The following is a 17,386-nucleotide window of genomic DNA, read 5'->3' on the forward strand; positions in this document are numbered from 1 at the left end:
CATGATGAATGCACTGCATCTCCCGCGCACCGTGTTCGGCGCGGGCGCCATCGGCCAACTGGCGGCCGAGCTCGTCGCGCTCGGCGTGCGCCGGCCGCTGGTGGTGGCGGACAAGGGCATCGTCGCCGCGGGGATCGCGCAACGGGTCGTGCGCGCCTGCGGAGAAAGTGCCGCGCCGGTGCTGTTCGACGCGGTCACGGAGAACCCGCTCTTCGCCGACGCGGATGCGGGCGCCGGCTGCTATGCGGCGCAAGGCTGCGATGGCGTCGTCGCTGTGGGCGGCGGTTCGGTGATCGACACGGCCAAGCTCATCGCCCTGCTGGCCGCCAATCCGGGGCGCGTCGCGGACTACGTCGGCGCCAATGCCTCGCGCCATGGCGCGGCCGCGCCGCTGGCCGCGATCCCGACCACCGCGGGCACGGGCAGCGAGGCTTCGCCCTCCGCCGGGCTGCATCCGGACGCGACCACGCCCTCGGTCGGCATCAACTCGCGCCATCTGGTGCCGCGCCTCGCGGTGCTCGACCCCGAGCTCACTGTCAGCCTGCCGCCATGGCTGACAGCCGCCACCGGCATCGATGCGCTGTCGCATTGCATCGAGGGCTGTCTGTCCGAGCGCGACCAGCCGCTGGGGAAGGCCATTGCGCTCGACGGCATCGCGCGCGTGGCGCGCCATCTGCGGCGCGCGGTCGATGCTGGTGCGGATGCGAATGCGCGCGCGGAAATGATGCTGGCCGCCTTCGCGGGCGGCGTTTCCATCGGCATGGGTCTCGGGCCGGCGCATGCCATCGCGCTCACCTGCAGCGACCAGGGCTTTCGTCACGGCGTGCTGAGCGGCATCGGGCTCGTGGCCACGCTCGACGCGACCGCGGTGCATGTCTCCGCGCGCATGGCGGCGATCAATGACGCGCTCGGCCTGCCCGCGTCCGTCTCCACCGCGCAGGCCGTGCGCGGGCTCATGCGCGATCTCGGCTTGCCGGGCTCGCTGGCGGAACTCGGCTACGCCGCCGGCGACCTGCAGGCGCTCGCGCAGGCGGCCGCGCGCAGCCACTTCAACCTGAGCGCGCCCTTCAAGCCCGATGCCGAGGCCTACGCCGGCTTCTTCCGGCAATCGCTCGGGCTCGGCGCCGACGTTGCGGGGGTGTCGCCATGAACGCATCGCTTCTCTTCGCACAGGCGCTGAACGGCCTCCAGCTCGGCGTGCTGCTGTTCCTGCTGTCCGCCGGGCTCACGCTGGTGCTGGGCATCATGAACTTCGTGAACCTCGCGCACGGCTCGCTGTTCATGATGGGGGCCTACTTCGGGGCCGCGAGCTTCGCCGCCACGCAGTCCTTCGCGCTGGCCGCGGTCGCGGCGATCGGCGGCACGATGGTGCTGGGCGTGCTGGTGGAGCGCCTCGTCCTCGCGCGCCTCTACGAGCGCGACCATCTCTACCAGGTGCTCGGCACCTTCGGCCTGATCCTGGTCTTCAACGAGATCGCGCGTTTCGTCTGGGGACAGGCGCCGGTGTTCATGGACGTGCCGCAGTTGCTCGCGGGCACCATCCAGCTCGGGCCGGTGGCCTACCCCGCGTACCGCTTCGCGATCATCGTGGTGGGGCTGCTCGTGGGGTTGGCGCTGTACCTCGTCATCCACCGCACGCGGGTGGGCATGCTGATCCGCGCCGGCGCGTCCGATGCGCAGATGCTCTCGGCGCTCGGCGTCGACAACGGACTGGTGAGCGGCCTCGTGTTCGCCGTGGGCGCGGGCCTGGCCGGGCTCGCCGGGCTGATGGCGGGGCCGATCCTCACGGTGCAGCCCGGCATGGGTGAGCCGGTCCTCATCCTCGCGCTGGTGGTGCTCATCACCGGCGGCATCGGCTCCATCCGCGGAGCGTTCTACGGCGCGCTCATCGTCGGCGTGGTCGACACGGTCGGGCGCGCCTTCCTGCCGGGGCTGCTGCGCGACTTCGTGGAGCGCTCGTTCGCGCAGAACGCCGGGCCGGCCATCGCCTCGATGCTGATCTATTTCCTCATGGCCGCAGTGCTGGCTTTTCGCCCCGCGGGGCTGTTTCCGGTGAAGCATGGATAAGAACCCGACCCTCGTCGCCACGGCGCCGGTCTCTCCGGTCATGGCCGCCGCGCTGCGCCGCATCGGCGCGGGCCCACTGCGCCTGGGCTTCGGCCTCGCGCTGCTCGTGGCGCTGGCCGTCGTGCCGCTTGTTTCGCTCCTCGCGGGACAGTCGTACTACGTGACCCTCGTGTCGCGCATGATGGTCTTCGCGCTCGCGGCACTGGGCCTGAATCTCGTCGTCGGCTACGGCGGCATGGTCAGCTTCGGGCATGCGCTCTACGTCGGCGTCGGCGCATTCGCGGTGGGCATCCTGTCCTTCCACGGCATCGGCAACGGCTGGGTGCATCTCGCGGTCGCGCTGGGAGCGGGCGCGGTGCTCGCGACGCTGATCGGCCTCGTGTGCCTGCGCGTGAACGGCATCGCCTTCATCATGATCACGCTGGCCTTCGCGCAGATGATGTACTTCGCCGCGGTGGGCCTGAAGCAGTACGGCGGCGACGATGGCTACGCGCTGCCCGCGCGCAGCGACTTCGGCGTGCTGAACCTGGAGAACGACGTGGCGCTGTACTACGTGATCTTCGCGCTGCTGGCTGTCACGCTGCTGGCGTTCCACCGGCTGGTGAATGCCCGGTTCGGCATGCTGCTGCGCGGCTGCAGGACGAACGAGCGCCGCATGCGCGCGCTGGGCTACGACACAGTGCGCGCACGCCTCGTCGCCTACGTCATCTCCGCACTGGTGTGTGTGCTGGCCGGCATGTTGCTGGCGAACCTCGCGCGCTTCGTCTCGCCCTCGTACATGCAATGGTCGGTCTCGGGCGAACTGATCGTGATGGCCGTGCTCGGCGGCACGGGCAGCCTTCTCGGTCCGGTGCTCGGCGCGATCGTGTGGCTCGCGCTGGAGGAACTGCTCTCGTCAGGCGCCTGGGGCCTGCCGGGCGATCTCGAAGCCCTGCTCAAGACGCACTGGCTGGGCGTGCTGGGCATCGTGGTGGTGCTGGTCACGCTGACGCTGAAGCAGGGCCTGTACGGCTGGCTGCAGCAGCGCGAGCAGCGTGAGGAGAAGACGCAATGAGTGCATGCTTTCTGCTGCAGGTGCGCGGCCTGACGAAGCGCTTCGGCGGCCTGCGGGTCACGGACGGCTTCGACCTCGACATCGGCGAGGGCGAGGTGCACGCGATCATCGGCCCCAACGGCGCGGGCAAGACGACGCTGATCAATCAGTTAAGCGGCGAACTGCGGCCCGACGGTGGCTCGATCCTCTTCGCGGGCGAGGAGGTGGTGCATACGCCGGTGCAGCGCCGCGTCGCAATGGGAATGGCGCGCAGCTACCAGGTCACCTCGGTGTTCCCGGATTTCAGTGCCCTGCAGAACGTCATGTTGGCGGTGCAGAGCGCGAGCGGCCACAGCTACGGATTCGTGCGCCCCGTGATCGCGGACCGTTCGCTGGTGGAGCCCGCGCAAGCGCTGCTGGCCAGCGTGGGCTTGGGCGGGCGGGGGAACGTTCCCGTCGCCTCGCTCGCGCATGGTGCACGCCGGCAACTGGAACTGGCGATGACGTTGGCGCTGCGCCCCCGCTTGATGCTGCTGGACGAACCGATGGCCGGCATGAGCCAGAAGGAGTCGGCGGAGATGGTGGAACTGTTGCAGCAGGTTCGCGGCCGGCACGCGATGCTGCTGGTCGAGCACGATATGGACGCGGTCTTCGCGCTCGCCGATCGCATCACCGTGCTCGTGTACGGCAGGGCGATCGCCACCGGCACACCCGACGAGATCCGCGACAACCCCGAGGTGCGACATGCGTACCTCGGCGACGAGGAGGAAGTCCTGTGAGCCTGCTGGAAGCCCGCGACATCGAGACTTGCTACGGTGCGAGCCAGGTGCTTTTCGGCATGAGCTTCGACGTCAAGGCGGGCGAGGTGGTCACGCTGCTGGGGCGCAATGGCATGGGCAAGTCGACCCTGGTCAAGTCCGTCACCGGGCTGCTCGCCCCGAGGCGCGGCACGGTGCGGCTCGCCGGCGTCGACCTCGCGGGCCGGCCGCCGCACCATGTGGCGCGGGCGGGCATCGGGCTGGTGCCCGAGGGCCGGCGCGTGTTCCCCAATCTCAGCGTGCGTGAGAACCTGGTCGCCACCGCTGCCAACCGGCATGCGCAGCCGCAGCCCTGGACACTCGAGCGCATCTACGGCCTGTTTCCGCGCCTGCGCGAGCGCGAACGCAACCTCGCCTGCAACCTGTCCGGCGGCGAGCAGCAGATGCTCGCCATCGGACGCGCGCTGATGACGAACCCGCGGCTGCTGATCCTGGATGAAGCCACGGAAGGGCTTGCACCGCTCATCCGCCGCGAGATCTGGAACTGCCTCGCGCAGCTGAAGGCTGCGGGCCATGCGATGGTGGTGATCGACAAGAACATCGGCCCCCTGCTGCGCCTGGCGGACCGGCACTTCATCGTCGCGAAGGGCCGCACGATGTGGAGTGGCACTTCGGCGCAATTGCGCGCCGAACCCGCGCTGCTGCACACCTACGTGGGCCTGTGAAGAGCGTTAGTGCAGCACTTGCTCTTCAAGTGACCTCAGAGCTTGGCGAACGGAGTTGCGGCTGACGCCGAATTGCTCCGCGAGATCACGCTCGGGAGGAAGGCTGTCGTCAGCGCGAAGTCGCTGGTCATGGATGAGACCTCGTTGCCGTCGTGCTCGATGCGGAATTCCTCGAGGCTTTCCGCCTATCTTGACGTCCCGCCGGAGTACTACGCCAAGGTCTGGAAGCGCGTTCATACGAGTTTTTGGGTCTTTGGCCGCGTGCGTCCCCTAAAGGCGGCCGCGCCTTGACTAGAGTTTCGACTACGACTTTGTTCTCGCCAGACAATGATGCACCGAGAATTCTGTCCATTGAACGACAGACAGGAGCCGGCCACCATGGAAACCACGAACGACATCGCGCCCGAAGCCGAGTGGGTGCGCTGGCGCCATGACTTCCACCGCTTTCCCGAGACGGGCTTCGACGAGCAGCGCACTGCGGGCCGCGTCGCACAGATCCTGGAATTGCTGGGGCTGGAAGTGCATCGCGGCATCGGCGGCACCGGCGTCGTCGCGAACCTGAAGGTCGGCACCGGCAGCGGCGTGATCGGGCTTCGCGCCGACATGGACGCGCTCGCGATGCACGAGACCGCGGAGCGTCGCGACTACGTCTCGACGCACCCGGGCCGCATGCATGCCTGCGGTCACGACGGCCACATGGCGATGCTGCTCGGCGCGGCGCAGTTGCTCGCTGCCGGGCGCGACTTCGACGGCACGGTGCGCCTCGTCTTCCAGCCTGCCGAGGAGCACGGCAAGGGTGCGGCCGCGATGCTTGCCGATGGCCTGCTGGAGCGCTTCCCGATGGACGAGATCTACGGCGCGCACAACATCCCCGGCATGCCGGCCGGACATTTCGCGACCCGCGTGGGCGGCATCATGGCCAGCGAGGACAACTTCGTGATCCGCATCACCGGCCGCGGCGGCCATGCGGCCCGGCCGCACATGGCGGTCGATCCGCTGGTCATCGGCGCGGAGATCGTGCTGGCGCTTCAGACCATCGTGGCGCGTTCGGTCGATCCGCGTCATTCGGCGGTGGTGTCGTGCACCGAGTTCATCACCGACGGCATCCGCAACGCGATCCCGACTGAGGTGGTCATCAGGGGTGACACGCGAAGCTATGCGCCGGAGGTGCAGGCGCTGCTGGAGAAGCGCATGCGCGAGCTGTGCGAGGGCATCTGCCAGGCGCACGGTGCGCGCTGCGTCGTCGAATACACCCACGAATTCGCGCCCACGGTCAACTGGCCGCAATGCGTGCCCGTCGCGGTGCAGGCCGCACGGGCCATTGCCGGCGCGGCGCACGTCGATGGCGATGTACCGCCGATGATGATTTCCGAAGACTTCGGCCGCTTCCTGCAGAGCATTCCCGGTGCCTTCGTGTTCATCGGCAACGGCGATGGCGACAGCCCCGGCGCGGTGCCGTTGCACAACGCGCGCTACGACTTCAACGACTCGATCCTTCCCATCGGAGCGCGCTACTTCGCCGAGCTGGCGCGCATCCGGCTTCCCCGTTCCAACTGACATGTTCCTGCTCAATTCCCACGCCACCCGTCGTCTGTACGACATCGATCTCCAGGCCATCTTGAACCTTGCCGAAGGGCGCGCAAGCCGGCAGCGGCTGTCGACATGGGACCGGCTCTCGCCGTGCCCGACCCCGGCGTGGTCGCTGCCGGGTCTCGCTGCTTCGCTGGGAATCGCGGGGCTCACGCTCAAGGACGAGTCCAGGCGTTCCAGCCTCGGCAGCTTCAAGGCGCTCGGCGCGCCCAATGCGCTCATCCGGCTGGTGCTGCGGCGCTGGCCCGATCGTGGATGGCGTGCGGATGATCTGTTTCGTGGAACGCACGCGGCCGAGTTGCGCGGCTTCGTCGTCATCAGCGCCACCGACGGCAACCATGGCCGTGCGCTGGCCGCTGCCGCGCAGAGCATCGGCTGCCGATGCGTGATCGTGCTGCACGCGCATGTCAGCCAGGAGCGCGAGGACGCGATCGCCGCGTTCGGCGCCGAGATCGTGCGCATCGCGGGCAACTACGACGAATCGGTGGAAGAGGCCGCGCGCCTCGCGCGTGTCAATGGATGGGAGGTGGTGTCCGACACCTCGTACGAAGGCTACGAGGAGGTGCCGCGCGACGTGATGCAGGGCTACGGCGTCGTCGCCGAAGAGCTGCTCGAGACCGCGCCTTCCGACGCCTGTCCGTGGACGCATGTGATTCTGCAAGGCGGTGTCGGCGGACTGGCCGCCGGCATCGTGAGCCACTTCTGGGAGCGCTATGGCGAACGCCGTCCGCGCTTCGTCGTCGCGGAGCCCGAGCAGGCCGATTGCCTCTGTCAAAGCGCGCTGCAAGGTCGGCCGGCGCGCGCGACCGGCAGCGTGGATTCGGTGATGGCGGGGCTGGCGTGCGGCGAGACATCGCCGCTCGCGTGGCGCTTCCTGCAGCCGGCGGTCGATGTCTTCATGACGGTGTCGGATGCGCAGGCGGTGGAGGCGATGCGATTGCTGGCCGGCGGATCGCATGCCGATGTCCCGGTGGTGGCAGGCGAATCCGGCGTCGCGGGGCTGGCTGCGCTCGAGCGCATCGCGCGCAACGATGCGTGGCGGCAGCAGGCGGGCCTCGCCGCGGATGCACGCGTCCTCGTCATCAACACCGAAGGGGCGACCGCGCCGGCGGTGTACGAAAGCCTCGTCGGACGCTCGCACGATGAGGTGCTCGCCGCCCAGCAGCAGTGGCTGCGGCAGCGCTCGGTCGGCGAGGCGGCGCTGGTCGAACGCATCGAGGCGCATGCCGCCATCGGCGCGATCGAAGGCGGCGGCGTCTGCCGCATCGCGCTGACCGATGCCGACCGCGATGGACGCGACCGGCTCGTCGCGTGGATGCGCGAGCTCGGCCTCGCCGTGTCCATCGACCGCATCGGCAACATCTTCGGCGTGCGCCGCGGCAAGGCGGACCTGGCGCCGGTGATGACCGGCTCTCACATCGACACTGTCGCGACCGGCGGCCGCTACGACGGCAACTACGGCGTGATGGCGGGGCTCGAAGTGGTGCGCTGGCTCAATGACCGCGGCATCGCCACGCATCGTCCGCTCGTCGTCGCGGCGTTCACGAACGAGGAGGGCGTGCGTTTCCAGCCCGACATGATGGGCTCGCTGGTCCATGCCGGCGGCCTGCCCTTGCAGCAGGCGCTCGACACCGTCGGCACCGACGGCGCGCGGCTGGGCGACGAGCTGGCGCGCATCGGGTACGCCGGCGGGATGGCGTGTGGATCGATCGTGCCGCATGCGTTCGTCGAACTGCACATCGAGCAGGGCCCGGTCATGGAGGCCGAAGGCGTGCAGATCGGCGCGGTCGAGAACCTGCAGGGCATTTCATGGCAGGAATTCACGATCACCGGCCAGTCCAACCATGCGGGCACCACGCCCATGCGCCTGCGCCGCGACGCCGGCTATTGCGCGGCCGCGATCGCGGTGTTCGTGCGCGAGCTGGCGCTGCGCGAGGGCGGAAGCCAGGTTGCGACCGTGGGCGCGATCGACCTGCACCCGAACCTCATCAACGTGATCCCGGCACGCGCGACGGTCAGCGTCGACCTGAGGAATACCGACGAGGCCACGTTGCAACGCGTCGAGCGGGAGCTCGCCGCGTTCGTCGGCAAGCTCGCCGACGAGCAATCGGTGCGCATCGACACACGCCGGCTGGTGCGATTCGAGCCGGTGGTCTTCGACGGGCGGCTGGTGCGCGTCATCGAGCGCGCAGCGCAGACGCGCGGCCACGCAACGCGGCGCATGACCTCCGGCGCCGGCCACGACGCGCAGATGATGGCCCGCGTGTGTCCGGCGGCGATGGTCTTCGTGCCCAGCGCGCTCGGCATCAGCCACAACCCGCGCGAACACACCGCGCCCGCAGACCTGCTGCGGGGCGCGGACGTGCTGCTCGATGTGCTGCTGGCGCTGGCGGAAGAGGGCTGAGCGTCGCTACGACGGCTGCAGCCCCGGCGCGCTGTCGATCTCGGAGCCGCGGTAGAGCTTGTGCTGCGCCGCCGGCCCGGGCGCATCGCTGACCACCGCGAGGCGCCACGGATCGCCGGCCTTGGCGCACGCGCGTTCCGCGCTGGTGAGCTGGAAGCCGGGCCCGCCCGACTTCGTGCCCTTCACCGCGATCTTCAGCAGCGTCTTGCCCTTCTTGTCCGAGACCTCGATGTCGTAGCCCAGCCCCTGGGCTGCGACGTTCTCGGCCTTGTAGCCGTAGCCTGCGAAGTGCTTCGTGAGGTGCTCCATCGCGGCCGCGTGCAATTCTTCCGGCGATGCCGGGCCGGCGGACGCATCCGCTTCCGGCGCCGGCTCGGGAATGGCGGCGCGTGCGCGCGCGGCCTGCAGCTCTTCGTCGCCCGGCATCCAGCCGGGTGCGCCGCGCACCAGGATCGCGAGCTGCCGGTCCGCATTCCAGTCGACGATGTGCCATTCGTCGTCGTCCGGCACGCGGACGGACACCTTGGCCGTCCTGTCCGACTCCATTTCGAGCACGGGCACGCGGTTGGTCTGCAACACCACGCGCACGCCCTGGCCCGCGTCGTGTGCGCGCTTGAGCAGGCCGTGCCGGTCCTTGGCGCGCTGCGCCTGCTGGGCGCTGCGGTCGCCGCCGCCGATGCGGATGAGCGGATTCAGCGATTCGATGTAGAACCAGCGCCCGCTGGCGCTCACGTTGACGAGTTCCGCCCACAGCGTGGCGATGACGTTGAGGCTGTCGCCGGTGGCCAGCCATGCGAGGTCGCCGGCTTTTTCGCGGGCGTCGAACACGCCCATCCTCGCGATGATTTCGACGGGCGTGCGCTTTTCGCCCAGGAGGCGCTTTTCATTGATGATCCCGAGCACCGCGGGGTCGACTTCCTTGTCCATTGGGCTTGATCTGACGAGTTGAATTTGCGTCGAGTATGCCTTGCGTCGCCGCTCTCGCTGGCGGCGCACCCAGGTAGTCGCGCATGTCGCACGGGGCGTCGCGCTGTCCGGCGTCCGGCGGCTCAGGCGTCGCGTTCCTCGAGCCAGTGGGTCATGAGGCCGAACAGGCGCTGTCCTTCCGCGACGGTCAGCAGGAGCAGCAGCCGGTTGTATTCGGTGTCGGGATGCCAGAGGCCGCCGTTGCACGGCGTGCCGTCACCGTTCATGAGCAGGCCCTCGGTCCAGCCGACGCGTATCTCACGCGCGTGGAGGTAGGGCCGCACGGTCCAGTTCGGCCCCTCGGTCGACGGAGACATCCCGTCGGCGGGTCCACGGCGGTCGTCGGGGCGGATCTCGCAGGTCGTGGCCGACGACTTCATCGCCGTCAGGGCGCGCTCGAGGAAGGTCCGCGGATCATCTGTGCGGGTCATGAGGCGGCTCGGTGGTCGGATGGCGGATTCGGAATCGCAAACCTTCGGCCGGGCGGGCATGTCGCAACGTAGGAATCTTTCCCGTGCGGGTGGCGGAAGACGGCTGTTTCGGGGTTCTTGGATCGACGGCGACTGGAATGCGTCGGGCGCGACCGGTTCGGTGGCTGTGTCCCTGTTCTGAGCGCCGGGCTGTTGCCTCACTGCACGCGCTCGGCGGCGCGAACCGGCGGCGTGGAGCGGTGCAGCAGGCTCAGCAGATCGGCCTGCCGCGACGTCCCGGTCTTCGCGTAGATGCGCTGCAGGTGGGTGCGAACGGTCGGTTCGCTGATGCCGAGCATCTCGGCCGACTCCATCCCGCCGAGCCCCTGCGACAGGGCCAGCACGACGCGGAGTTCGGCGCCGGTCAGTCCGTGCAGCCGTGCGAAGGCCTCACCCGGCATGAGCGGAACCTTGATGGGGTCCTGCATGAACACTGCGACCGACGCGGCGAACGGCGCGAGGATCCCGCTGCGCTGGCCGTTCTCGATCGGCAGCAGCGTGGCGACATAGCCGCCGCCGACGCCGTCCGGGATCGCCACGGAATGTTCGCTCCAGGGTGATGCGACATCCGCGCGCGTCGCGGCATCGATGCTCTTCGCAAGTGCCGCACGCGCCACGGGATCGATGGGGGACAACCGGTTCTGGGCGACGCGAATCGAACGGCCGGCCCTGACCTGGCGCTCGGCCGCGGCGTTCATGTAGACGACGTGGCCGTCGCTCGCCGTGAGGTAGACGCCGGCGGCGAGTCCGTCCAATGTCTTCTCGAGCATCTCGGACCGGAGCGCGCGGATGTCGAGCGCGTCGGAAATCGCGAACGCCCGGCAGACATGCGGGGACAGGAGCTTGAACAGCCGCACGTCGTGCTGCTGGTAGCAAGGTCGCTGGTCACTGCGGGACGCATGCAGCGACGCCGTCCGGCCGCCGTTTCGCAGCGCGGGAAACCACATCATGTCCGTCAGTCCGTAGGGCTCCAGCACCTCCCGATAGAACCGGCTTTCGTACAGCTGCCGCGGCTCCGCGGCCAGGGAGTTGACGTCGCCGACATTCGAGACGACATCGGCGGTGGCCATCGGGCTTTCGGAGAACCGGCTGCCCAGCTTCTCCAGGAATTCCGGCTGGTAGCCGAACACGAAGAGCTGGTCGTTCTGAACCTGCTTCAGGTCATGCACGCAAATGCCGCCTCCCGTGCTGGCACAGAGATTGGCGATCGTGCGGCAGGTGGCCGGCCACAACGCGGGGTCGAGGGCGCAGTCGTAGACGGATCCGATCACGTCGGAGAGCTGCTGGGCGGTGATGCCTTCCAGACCGTTCATGTCGATCTCCCTTTCTTCATGGGCTTGGGTTCGTCATCGCTTCGGATGACGCGGCGGCGGGGGCGATTTCCTAACCTTGCGCGCAAGACCACTCGACCAAAGAAAGGTCCCCGATGCTCGACCGTGTCATTCGAAGCCTCTCCACAGCTGCAAGAAGGACGTCCGCCGGCTACGTGGTCACGCTCGTCGTCGCCTGCGTCCTTCTGGCATTGGCATGGAACAGTCCGGCCGGGCATGTCCAGGCGGCGATCAAGCATCCGGTGGCCAAGGGCAGTGCCGTATCCGCCGCGCACCGGCTGTGCGTGTCGGGCGAATGAACGGTCGGGAGACGCCGCAATGAAGCTCGATACCGATCCCGGACGCGCGCGTGAATTTGAAGTGCTGGCGATCGTGATTCTCCTGGCGCTTGCCGGCGCATCGCTGTCGGACTTCCTGCGTGCGCCGACCTGGACGCCGCTGGTCGACGCGTCGCTGCCGGCGGACGATGGCGGCTGCTGCACCGGCATCCTCGTCGAGCCGTGGGTCCCACAGGCGCCGGAACGCGAAAGCGACCGGTGACCGCGCTGAATATCGCGCGCACCGACCCGGGCAGGTACTACCTGGAAAGGTGGCCCCGACCTCCCTTATGCTCGCCCGAGGTCTGCGACCCGCAGACCCCTCTCGGGGGCGACATGCATCAAGGCGTGGATTCAACGAATGCCCGGAGCGACGACGTCTATGCGCTCTGGGATCGCTTGGCGGAGTTCTCGGTCGGCGACGGCGATGCCGCGCTCGTGCATCTGCTCGCTGCGCTGTGCGCCATGTTCGGGGCCCGGAATGCGCTCTGGTCCGTGGTCGTGCGAATGCCTTCGCCGGCGCCGGCGGACCCGCTGCTCGGCTGGCGCCCGCGATTGATCCGGCTCCTGCACCCGGTTCCGACGGTTGCGGCGTCGGTCAAGGAGCAGTTCGACACGCTCTGGTCGCCCAACGTCGACCTGTCGCAGATCCTGGCCGTGTCGGGGGACGAACCGTTCCGGACGCGCCTGCTGTTCGAAGCGCTGCCGCCCGAGTGGTTCGAGGGCGAGCACTATCGCCGCCACTACCTGGACGTCGGCCTTGCCGACAGCATGTCTGTGCGTTGTGCGCTCAACGACGACGTGCGGATCCACCTCTTCGTTTTTCGCGACGCACAGGCGCCGCGGTTCTCCACGCGGGACAGCAGCCTGCTCGGCTTCGTGATGCGCGGGCTGCGATGGTTCTACCGGCAGCAGTTGCTCAGCCACGGGCTCCTGATCGCCAATGCGCCCCTGACGCCGGCCGAACGACGCGTGTTGCTGGGGATGCTCGACGGACACGTGGAAAAGCAGATCGCGCAGACGCTGGACCAGAGTCCGAACACCACCCATTTCCACATCAAGTCGATCTACAGCAAGTTCGGCGTCAAGAATCGCTCGGCGCTCGCCGCGCTCTGGCTCGGCAAGCTGCGATAGCTGCGCCGACCGCGCCGGTCGAGCCGGCGCGGTCCGCCATGCACGGCGTGCTACTGCGCGAACGACTTGACCATGCGGTACATGAACTCGCGGCCGTCATAGAGCCGCGGGATCGCGACGCGCTCGTCGAGGCCGTGCGCGCGCGCGTCGCTGGGCTCCGAGAAGATGCCCGAGACGCCGTACATGGGGATGCCGATGTTGCGCATGAAGCGGCTGTCGGTCGCGCCGGTGCTCATCGTCGGCACCACCGGGATGCCGGGCCACATCTGCTGCGTGAGCGAGTCCACCACCTGCACCACGTCCGGGCGCAGCGGCGAGGGCGGGCTCTTCAGCGGCGGGTTGGTCTGCTCGATCTTCATGCGTGGGGTCTCGAGCACCTTGCGCAGCGCGGCATCGACCTCGGCGGGGTCGTCGTGCGGCAGGATGCGGCAGTTGACCGTGGCCTTCGCCGATTGCGGCAGCGCGTTCTCCGCATGGCCCGCGGTGACCTGCGTGGCGACACAGGTGGTGCGCAGCGTCGCGTTGTAGAGCGCCGATTTCGACAGCCGGTCGGTGGCTGCTTCGTCGGGCTTGCCGGAGGCGACGGCGCGCATGTCCTCGGCCATCTGGCCGGTCTCGAACTGCGCGCTGCGCTCGAAGTACTTCTGCGTGACTTCGGCGAGCTTCACCGGGAAGCGGTACTTGCCCAGGCGGTCCAGCGCGGTGCCGAGCTCGTAGACGGGGTTGCTCGGCGTCGGCAGCGAGCTGTGGCCGCCGACGTCGCGCACCTCGAGCTTGTAGGTGGTGTACATCTTCTCGGCCACCTGCACGCGGTGCAGCACCGGCTTGCCGTTGTTGAGCTGGCCGCCGCCGCCTTCGTTGATGCCGAACTCGGCATCGAGCAGCGCGCGCTGGTTGTTCACCAGCCAGAAGGCGCCATTGGTGGGCACGTCGCCGAGCTCTTCGTCGGCCGTGAGCGCGAGCACGATGTCGCGGTTCGGCTTGAAGCCCTCGCGCTTGAGCTGCGACAGGATCGAGACGAACGAGGCGGCCATGGCCTTGTCGTCCGAGGAGCCGCGCGCGGTGAAGTAGCCGTCGTCTTCCTTGAGCTTGAAGGGATCGGTCTTCCAGTCGGAGCGCCGGGCTTCGACCACGTCGATGTGGGCCAGCAGCAGGAGCGGCTTCTTCGCGCCCGTGCCCTTGTAGCGCACGACGAGGTTGCCCTTGTTCGGGTACGGCTCGAAGAGCTGGATCTCGTCGGCCTTGAAGCCCGCATCCAGCAGGTGCTTGCGCATCGCCTGCGCGGCCTCGGTGTTGTTGCCGCTCAGGTGCGTGGTGTTGATCTCGACCAGCTCCTTGTAGATGTCATGGAAGCGTTGCTGCTCGGGCGTGAGCGGCGGCATCGGCGCGGGCGCGGGCTGGGCGCCGGCCCATGTGGCGGCGCAAAGCAGGGTCGCTGCGGCGGCGCAATGTCGTACCTTGTTATTCATCTGACTGAAGTCTCCTTGTTGAATGCTGGACAGGGCCGTGCCTCCTGTTGGCACAGGCCCGGGCCAGTATAGGAGGGAGACTTCGCCGTCCCTCGCTCAGAGCGGCACGGTGGTTGCCGCGAAGCGACGTGTCGGCTTCACGCCCGGCGCGGCGTCGCCGGCTTCGAGCAGCTTCTCGTAGTTGCGCCGCAGGATGATGCCGGCGTAGTAGACGTGCTCGCGCATCAGTTGCTCGGCGCGGATGCTGTCGCGCGCGATGACGGCTTCGACGATGCGGTGATGGTCGCCGTGCGAACGCAGGATGATCGCGTGGTCGTCCCACAGCACGATGCGGTCCGATGCGAAAGGGATGTTCTGCGCCTGCTCGGCGAACCGCGTGACCCATGGATTGCCTGAAGCAGTCAGCAGCGTGTCGTGGATGGTCACGTTCATGAGCTGATAGGGCTCGTGGTCTTCCGGCCGAAGCACACCGGTCGAGAGGATGCGGTCGCCGTCCGCAAGGCTCGCCCTGAGGCGACGGGTCTGGTCTTCGGTGAGGCCGCGTGCCGCTGCATTGCGGCATGCAAGCCCTTCGAGCACCGATCGCACTTCGTAGGCGGCGACGATTTCTTCCATGTCGAAGCCGCGCACCAGATAGCCGCGCTTCGGCTGGTGGTCGATCAGTCCCTCGGTGGCGAGCGTGCCGAGCGCCGCGCGCACGGGCGTGCGCGACACGCCCAATTGCTCCGCCAGGGGCACCTCTTCCAACCGCGCGCCGGGTCGCACCTGGCCATGAAGGATCCAGTCGCGAAGGGTGTCGGTGACGTTCTGAGCCAGTGTTTTCATAGGCCGTTTCCCCCGTTCGGATTTCGCTGCTCAAGTATACGTATTCGCGTAGACGTATACATGAGATGCCAATAACAGCTTATTTCAGGGAAAACCCTCGCGTTTGATCGCATTCATGTATACATAATGCTTTTAATTCTTTCGATATCGGCGAATCAGGAGTATCGGCATGACGGGCGTGGGCAAGGACTTCGGAACCAGTTGGCTGGGACTCGGCGAACGGGTCTGCGTGGTGACCGGAGCGGGCGGAGGCATCGGCGCCGAGATCGCGCGCCAGCTCGTGGATGCCGGGGCGCGCGTGGCGTTGCTCGACCGCAATACCGACACCCTGCACGGTGTCGTCGAGAGCGTGGGCGATGCCGCGAGCCGTGTGATGCCGGTCGCCTGCGACGTGACCCGCGCGGAAAGCGTGCAGGCTGCCGCCGACCAGATCCAGGCGGCATGGGGCCCCGCGACGCTGCTGGTCAACAACGCTGCCGCGCTGTATGCGGATGCGGTCATGGACATCGCGCTGGACAAGTGGAACCAGTTGCTCGCGGTCAACCTGTCCGGCTACCTGCTGTGCGCGCAGGTGTTCGGCCGCCAGATGATGGCGGCGGGCGGCGGCTCGATGGTGCACATCGCCTCGATCTCCGGAAGCATCCCCCAGCCCTACAGCGGCGCCTACAGCGTGAGCAAGGCCGGCGTGAAGATGCTGTCGCAACTGCTGGCCGTCGAGTTGGGCGAAAAGGGCATCCGCAGCAACGTGGTCAGCCCCGCCATGATCCGCACGCCGATGAGCGACGGCATCTACCAGAACCCCGAGGTCCGGCAGCGCCGCGAGCAGATCGTTCCGGCCGGCCGCATCAGCACGCCGGACGACATCGCGGCGGCGGTCCTGTTCCTTGCCAGCGAGCGTGCGAGCTACATCAGCGGCCAGGAGATCCTGGTCGACGGCGGCCTCACGCAGGCCTGGCTGGGCCTCATCCCGCGTCCGGGCTTCGAGAAGGACGACGCGGCGCGTTCCACGGCCTGAGGCGATCGGTCGCCCGCCAACCCCCTCACCACAAACTCCACAGGAGACAAGCATGAAGTTGAGCAAGTCCTTTGTCGTGGCGCTCGCGGCCACGGTCGTCGCCTTCGGCGCCAGCGCGCAAGGCGAGCCCGGTCTGACGGACAAGACCATCAAGATCGGCATGTTCGGCCCGCTGTCGGGCAACTCGATGGCCTACGGCTTCGACGTCATCAACGCGGCGAAGATGTACTACGACAAGGTCAACAAGGAAGGCGGCGTCAACGGCCGCAAGATCGAGCTGGTCGTCGAGGATGATCGCTGCAACGCCAACGACCTGCTCGCCGCGGTGAAGAAGCTGACGGAGCAGGACAAGGTCTTCCTGCTCAATGGCGGCTCGTGCTCGGGCCCGGTCGTCGGCGCGCGCGAATACGTGGAACGCGTGCAGGTGCCGCTGGTGATGCTCAACGCCTCCGGCGACGGCGCGCTGTATCCGCCGTCGAAGTACATCTACGGCGCGTTCTCGATCTCGCAGCGCGCGGTCGGCGGCTCGATGGTGCAGTTCGCCGTGGAGCACCTCAAGGCCAAGAAGATCGGCTACATCAACCACGACGACGCCTACGGCGGCTGGAACCTCGAAGCGGCCGAATTCCAGGCCAAGAAGGTCGGCGCCGACCTTCAGGTGCAGTCGATCAACCCGAACATCACCGACGTGACCGCGCCGATGCTCAAGATCCGCGCGGCCAATCCGGACGTGCTGGTCATCACCACCTACGCGCGGCCGGTGAGCCTCCTGGTGAAGAAGGCGCAGGAACTCGGCTGGAACAAGCCGATCGTGATCGCGGTCAACGGCACGGCCGACCTGAAGCAACTGGTGGAGAACGTCGGCAACAAGGACGCGTTCAAGAACGTGTACCTGCAGGAAGTGATGCTCGACGTGCCCGGCGGCGCCAAGCTGCAGTGGGTGTACGACATGTACAAGGACTACTACCCCGAGCTGGCCGCCAAGCCCGGCTACCCGCAGACCTACATGCCCTACGGCATTCCTTCGGCGATGACCGTGGTCAACGCGCTCAAGGCCGCCGGCCCGCAACTGACCCGCGAGAAGTTCCTCGACGCGCTGTCGAAGACGAAGTTCGACTCCAAGGTGATGGCCGGCCCGATCGAGCTGACGCCGACGGACCATGCGGGCCAGAAGTCCGCCATCTACCTGAAGTTCGATGGCGAGAACAAGACGCCGGTGCCGGGCTCGTACCGCAGCGCCTGGGTCTACCAGCCCAAGTGACGTCCTCCGCGCCGGTTCCAG

At 68.0% G+C, this 17,386-nt stretch carries 18 protein-coding genes and 1 pseudogene; 13 read left to right on the forward strand and 6 right to left on the reverse strand.

What is annotated here, in order from left to right; all coding sequences use genetic code 11:
* The first annotated feature begins 4 nt into the window (after window positions 1-4).
* Genes BLW05_RS18330 through BLW05_RS18350 form a run of 5 tightly spaced genes read left to right on the forward strand, consistent with a single transcriptional unit; the run spans window position 5 to window position 4,583 of the window.
* Window positions 5-1,150 (forward strand): iron-containing alcohol dehydrogenase, encoded by a 1,146-nt coding sequence (locus BLW05_RS18330; RefSeq protein WP_256330366.1) that lies wholly within the window; start codon window positions 5-7, stop codon window positions 1,148-1,150.
* Window positions 1,147-2,067: a branched-chain amino acid ABC transporter permease gene (locus BLW05_RS18335; RefSeq protein ID WP_093164815.1), complete on the forward strand. Its 921-nt coding sequence runs from the start codon at window positions 1,147-1,149 to the stop codon at window positions 2,065-2,067. The genes BLW05_RS18330 and BLW05_RS18335 overlap by 4 nt, the downstream gene beginning before the upstream one ends.
* Entirely contained in the window at window positions 2,060-3,121 is a 1,062-nt protein-coding gene (locus tag BLW05_RS18340) for a branched-chain amino acid ABC transporter permease (RefSeq protein WP_256330367.1), read from the forward strand. The genes BLW05_RS18335 and BLW05_RS18340 overlap by 8 nt, the downstream gene beginning before the upstream one ends.
* Window positions 3,118-3,879, forward strand: a complete 762-nt coding sequence (locus tag BLW05_RS18345; RefSeq protein WP_093164817.1) for an ABC transporter ATP-binding protein — start codon at window positions 3,118-3,120, stop codon at window positions 3,877-3,879. The genes BLW05_RS18340 and BLW05_RS18345 overlap by 4 nt, the downstream gene beginning before the upstream one ends.
* On the forward strand, window positions 3,876-4,583 hold the full coding sequence (locus tag BLW05_RS18350) for an ABC transporter ATP-binding protein (RefSeq protein ID WP_256330368.1): 708 nt from the start codon (window positions 3,876-3,878) through the stop codon (window positions 4,581-4,583). Before BLW05_RS18345 ends, BLW05_RS18350 begins: the two co-directional genes overlap by 4 nt.
* 6 nt (window positions 4,584-4,589) lie before the next feature.
* Here the strand turns inward: BLW05_RS18350 and BLW05_RS18355 are convergent, their stop codons facing one another.
* Window positions 4,590-4,820, reverse strand: a complete 231-nt coding sequence (locus BLW05_RS18355) for a GntR family transcriptional regulator (RefSeq protein WP_093164819.1) — start codon at window positions 4,818-4,820, stop codon at window positions 4,590-4,592.
* Window positions 4,821-4,961: 141 nt separating this feature from the next.
* Between BLW05_RS18355 and BLW05_RS18360 the strand changes: the two genes are divergently transcribed.
* From BLW05_RS18360 to BLW05_RS36460, 3 genes and pseudogenes are all read left to right on the forward strand, one after another.
* A complete protein-coding gene (locus BLW05_RS18360) occupies window positions 4,962-6,140 on the forward strand; it encodes a M20 aminoacylase family protein (RefSeq protein WP_093164820.1) in 1,179 nt (392 codons plus the stop codon).
* A gap of 1 nt (window position 6,141) precedes the next feature.
* A pseudogene (locus BLW05_RS36455) lies at window positions 6,142-7,335 on the forward strand (diaminopropionate ammonia-lyase); the annotation flags it as partial.
* Window positions 7,336-7,344: 9 nt separating this feature from the next.
* Complete coding sequence (locus tag BLW05_RS36460; protein WP_256330376.1) at window positions 7,345-8,577, forward strand: M20 family metallo-hydrolase; 1,233 nt, start codon at window positions 7,345-7,347, stop codon at window positions 8,575-8,577.
* 6 nt (window positions 8,578-8,583) lie between these two features.
* On the opposite strand, the gene BLW05_RS18370 is transcribed toward BLW05_RS36460, so the two are convergent.
* The 3 genes from BLW05_RS18370 to BLW05_RS18380 all read right to left on the reverse strand — a co-directional run bounded on the left by BLW05_RS18370 (window position 8,584) and on the right by BLW05_RS18380 (window position 11,326).
* A complete protein-coding gene (locus BLW05_RS18370) occupies window positions 8,584-9,504 on the reverse strand; it encodes a protein NO VEIN domain-containing protein (protein ID WP_093164823.1) in 921 nt (306 codons plus the stop codon).
* Window positions 9,505-9,626: 122 nt separating this feature from the next.
* The gene (locus tag BLW05_RS18375) at window positions 9,627-9,974 is read right to left on the reverse strand and encodes a hypothetical protein (protein WP_093164825.1); all 348 of its coding nucleotides are present in this window, start codon (window positions 9,972-9,974) and stop codon (window positions 9,627-9,629) included.
* 197 nt (window positions 9,975-10,171) lie between these two features.
* Entirely contained in the window at window positions 10,172-11,326 is a 1,155-nt protein-coding gene (locus BLW05_RS18380) for a helix-turn-helix transcriptional regulator (protein WP_093164826.1), read from the reverse strand.
* A gap of 113 nt (window positions 11,327-11,439) precedes the next feature.
* Here BLW05_RS18380 and BLW05_RS18385 point away from each other — a divergent pair, with 113 nt between their 5' ends.
* From BLW05_RS18385 to BLW05_RS18395, 3 genes are all read left to right on the forward strand, one after another.
* A complete protein-coding gene (locus BLW05_RS18385; RefSeq protein WP_093164828.1) occupies window positions 11,440-11,643 on the forward strand; it encodes a hypothetical protein in 204 nt (67 codons plus the stop codon).
* Between the two features lie 19 nt (window positions 11,644-11,662).
* A complete protein-coding gene (locus BLW05_RS18390) occupies window positions 11,663-11,884 on the forward strand; it encodes a hypothetical protein (RefSeq protein ID WP_093164829.1) in 222 nt (73 codons plus the stop codon).
* Between the two features lie 125 nt (window positions 11,885-12,009).
* Window positions 12,010-12,795: a helix-turn-helix transcriptional regulator gene (locus BLW05_RS18395; protein WP_256330369.1), complete on the forward strand. Its 786-nt coding sequence runs from the start codon at window positions 12,010-12,012 to the stop codon at window positions 12,793-12,795.
* Between the two features lie 50 nt (window positions 12,796-12,845).
* Here the strand turns inward: BLW05_RS18395 and BLW05_RS18400 are convergent, their stop codons facing one another.
* Window positions 12,846-14,264 (reverse strand): M20/M25/M40 family metallo-hydrolase, encoded by a 1,419-nt coding sequence (locus BLW05_RS18400; RefSeq protein WP_093164832.1) that lies wholly within the window; start codon window positions 14,262-14,264, stop codon window positions 12,846-12,848.
* A gap of 96 nt (window positions 14,265-14,360) precedes the next feature.
* Window positions 14,361-15,089 (reverse strand): GntR family transcriptional regulator, encoded by a 729-nt coding sequence (locus BLW05_RS18405; RefSeq protein WP_093164833.1) that lies wholly within the window; start codon window positions 15,087-15,089, stop codon window positions 14,361-14,363.
* A 169-nt stretch (window positions 15,090-15,258) separates the two neighbouring features.
* Here BLW05_RS18405 and BLW05_RS18410 point away from each other — a divergent pair, with 169 nt between their 5' ends.
* A complete protein-coding gene (locus BLW05_RS18410) occupies window positions 15,259-16,104 on the forward strand; it encodes an SDR family NAD(P)-dependent oxidoreductase (protein WP_093164835.1) in 846 nt (281 codons plus the stop codon).
* A gap of 52 nt (window positions 16,105-16,156) precedes the next feature.
* Complete coding sequence (locus BLW05_RS18415; protein ID WP_093164836.1) at window positions 16,157-17,365, forward strand: ABC transporter substrate-binding protein; 1,209 nt, start codon at window positions 16,157-16,159, stop codon at window positions 17,363-17,365.
* The last annotated feature ends 21 nt before the right edge of the window (window positions 17,366-17,386 follow it).

Origin of the sequence: Variovorax sp. YR216, from assembly GCF_900107745.1 — a bacterium.
In the GTDB taxonomy this organism is placed as follows: domain Bacteria; phylum Pseudomonadota; class Gammaproteobacteria; order Burkholderiales; family Burkholderiaceae_C; genus Variovorax.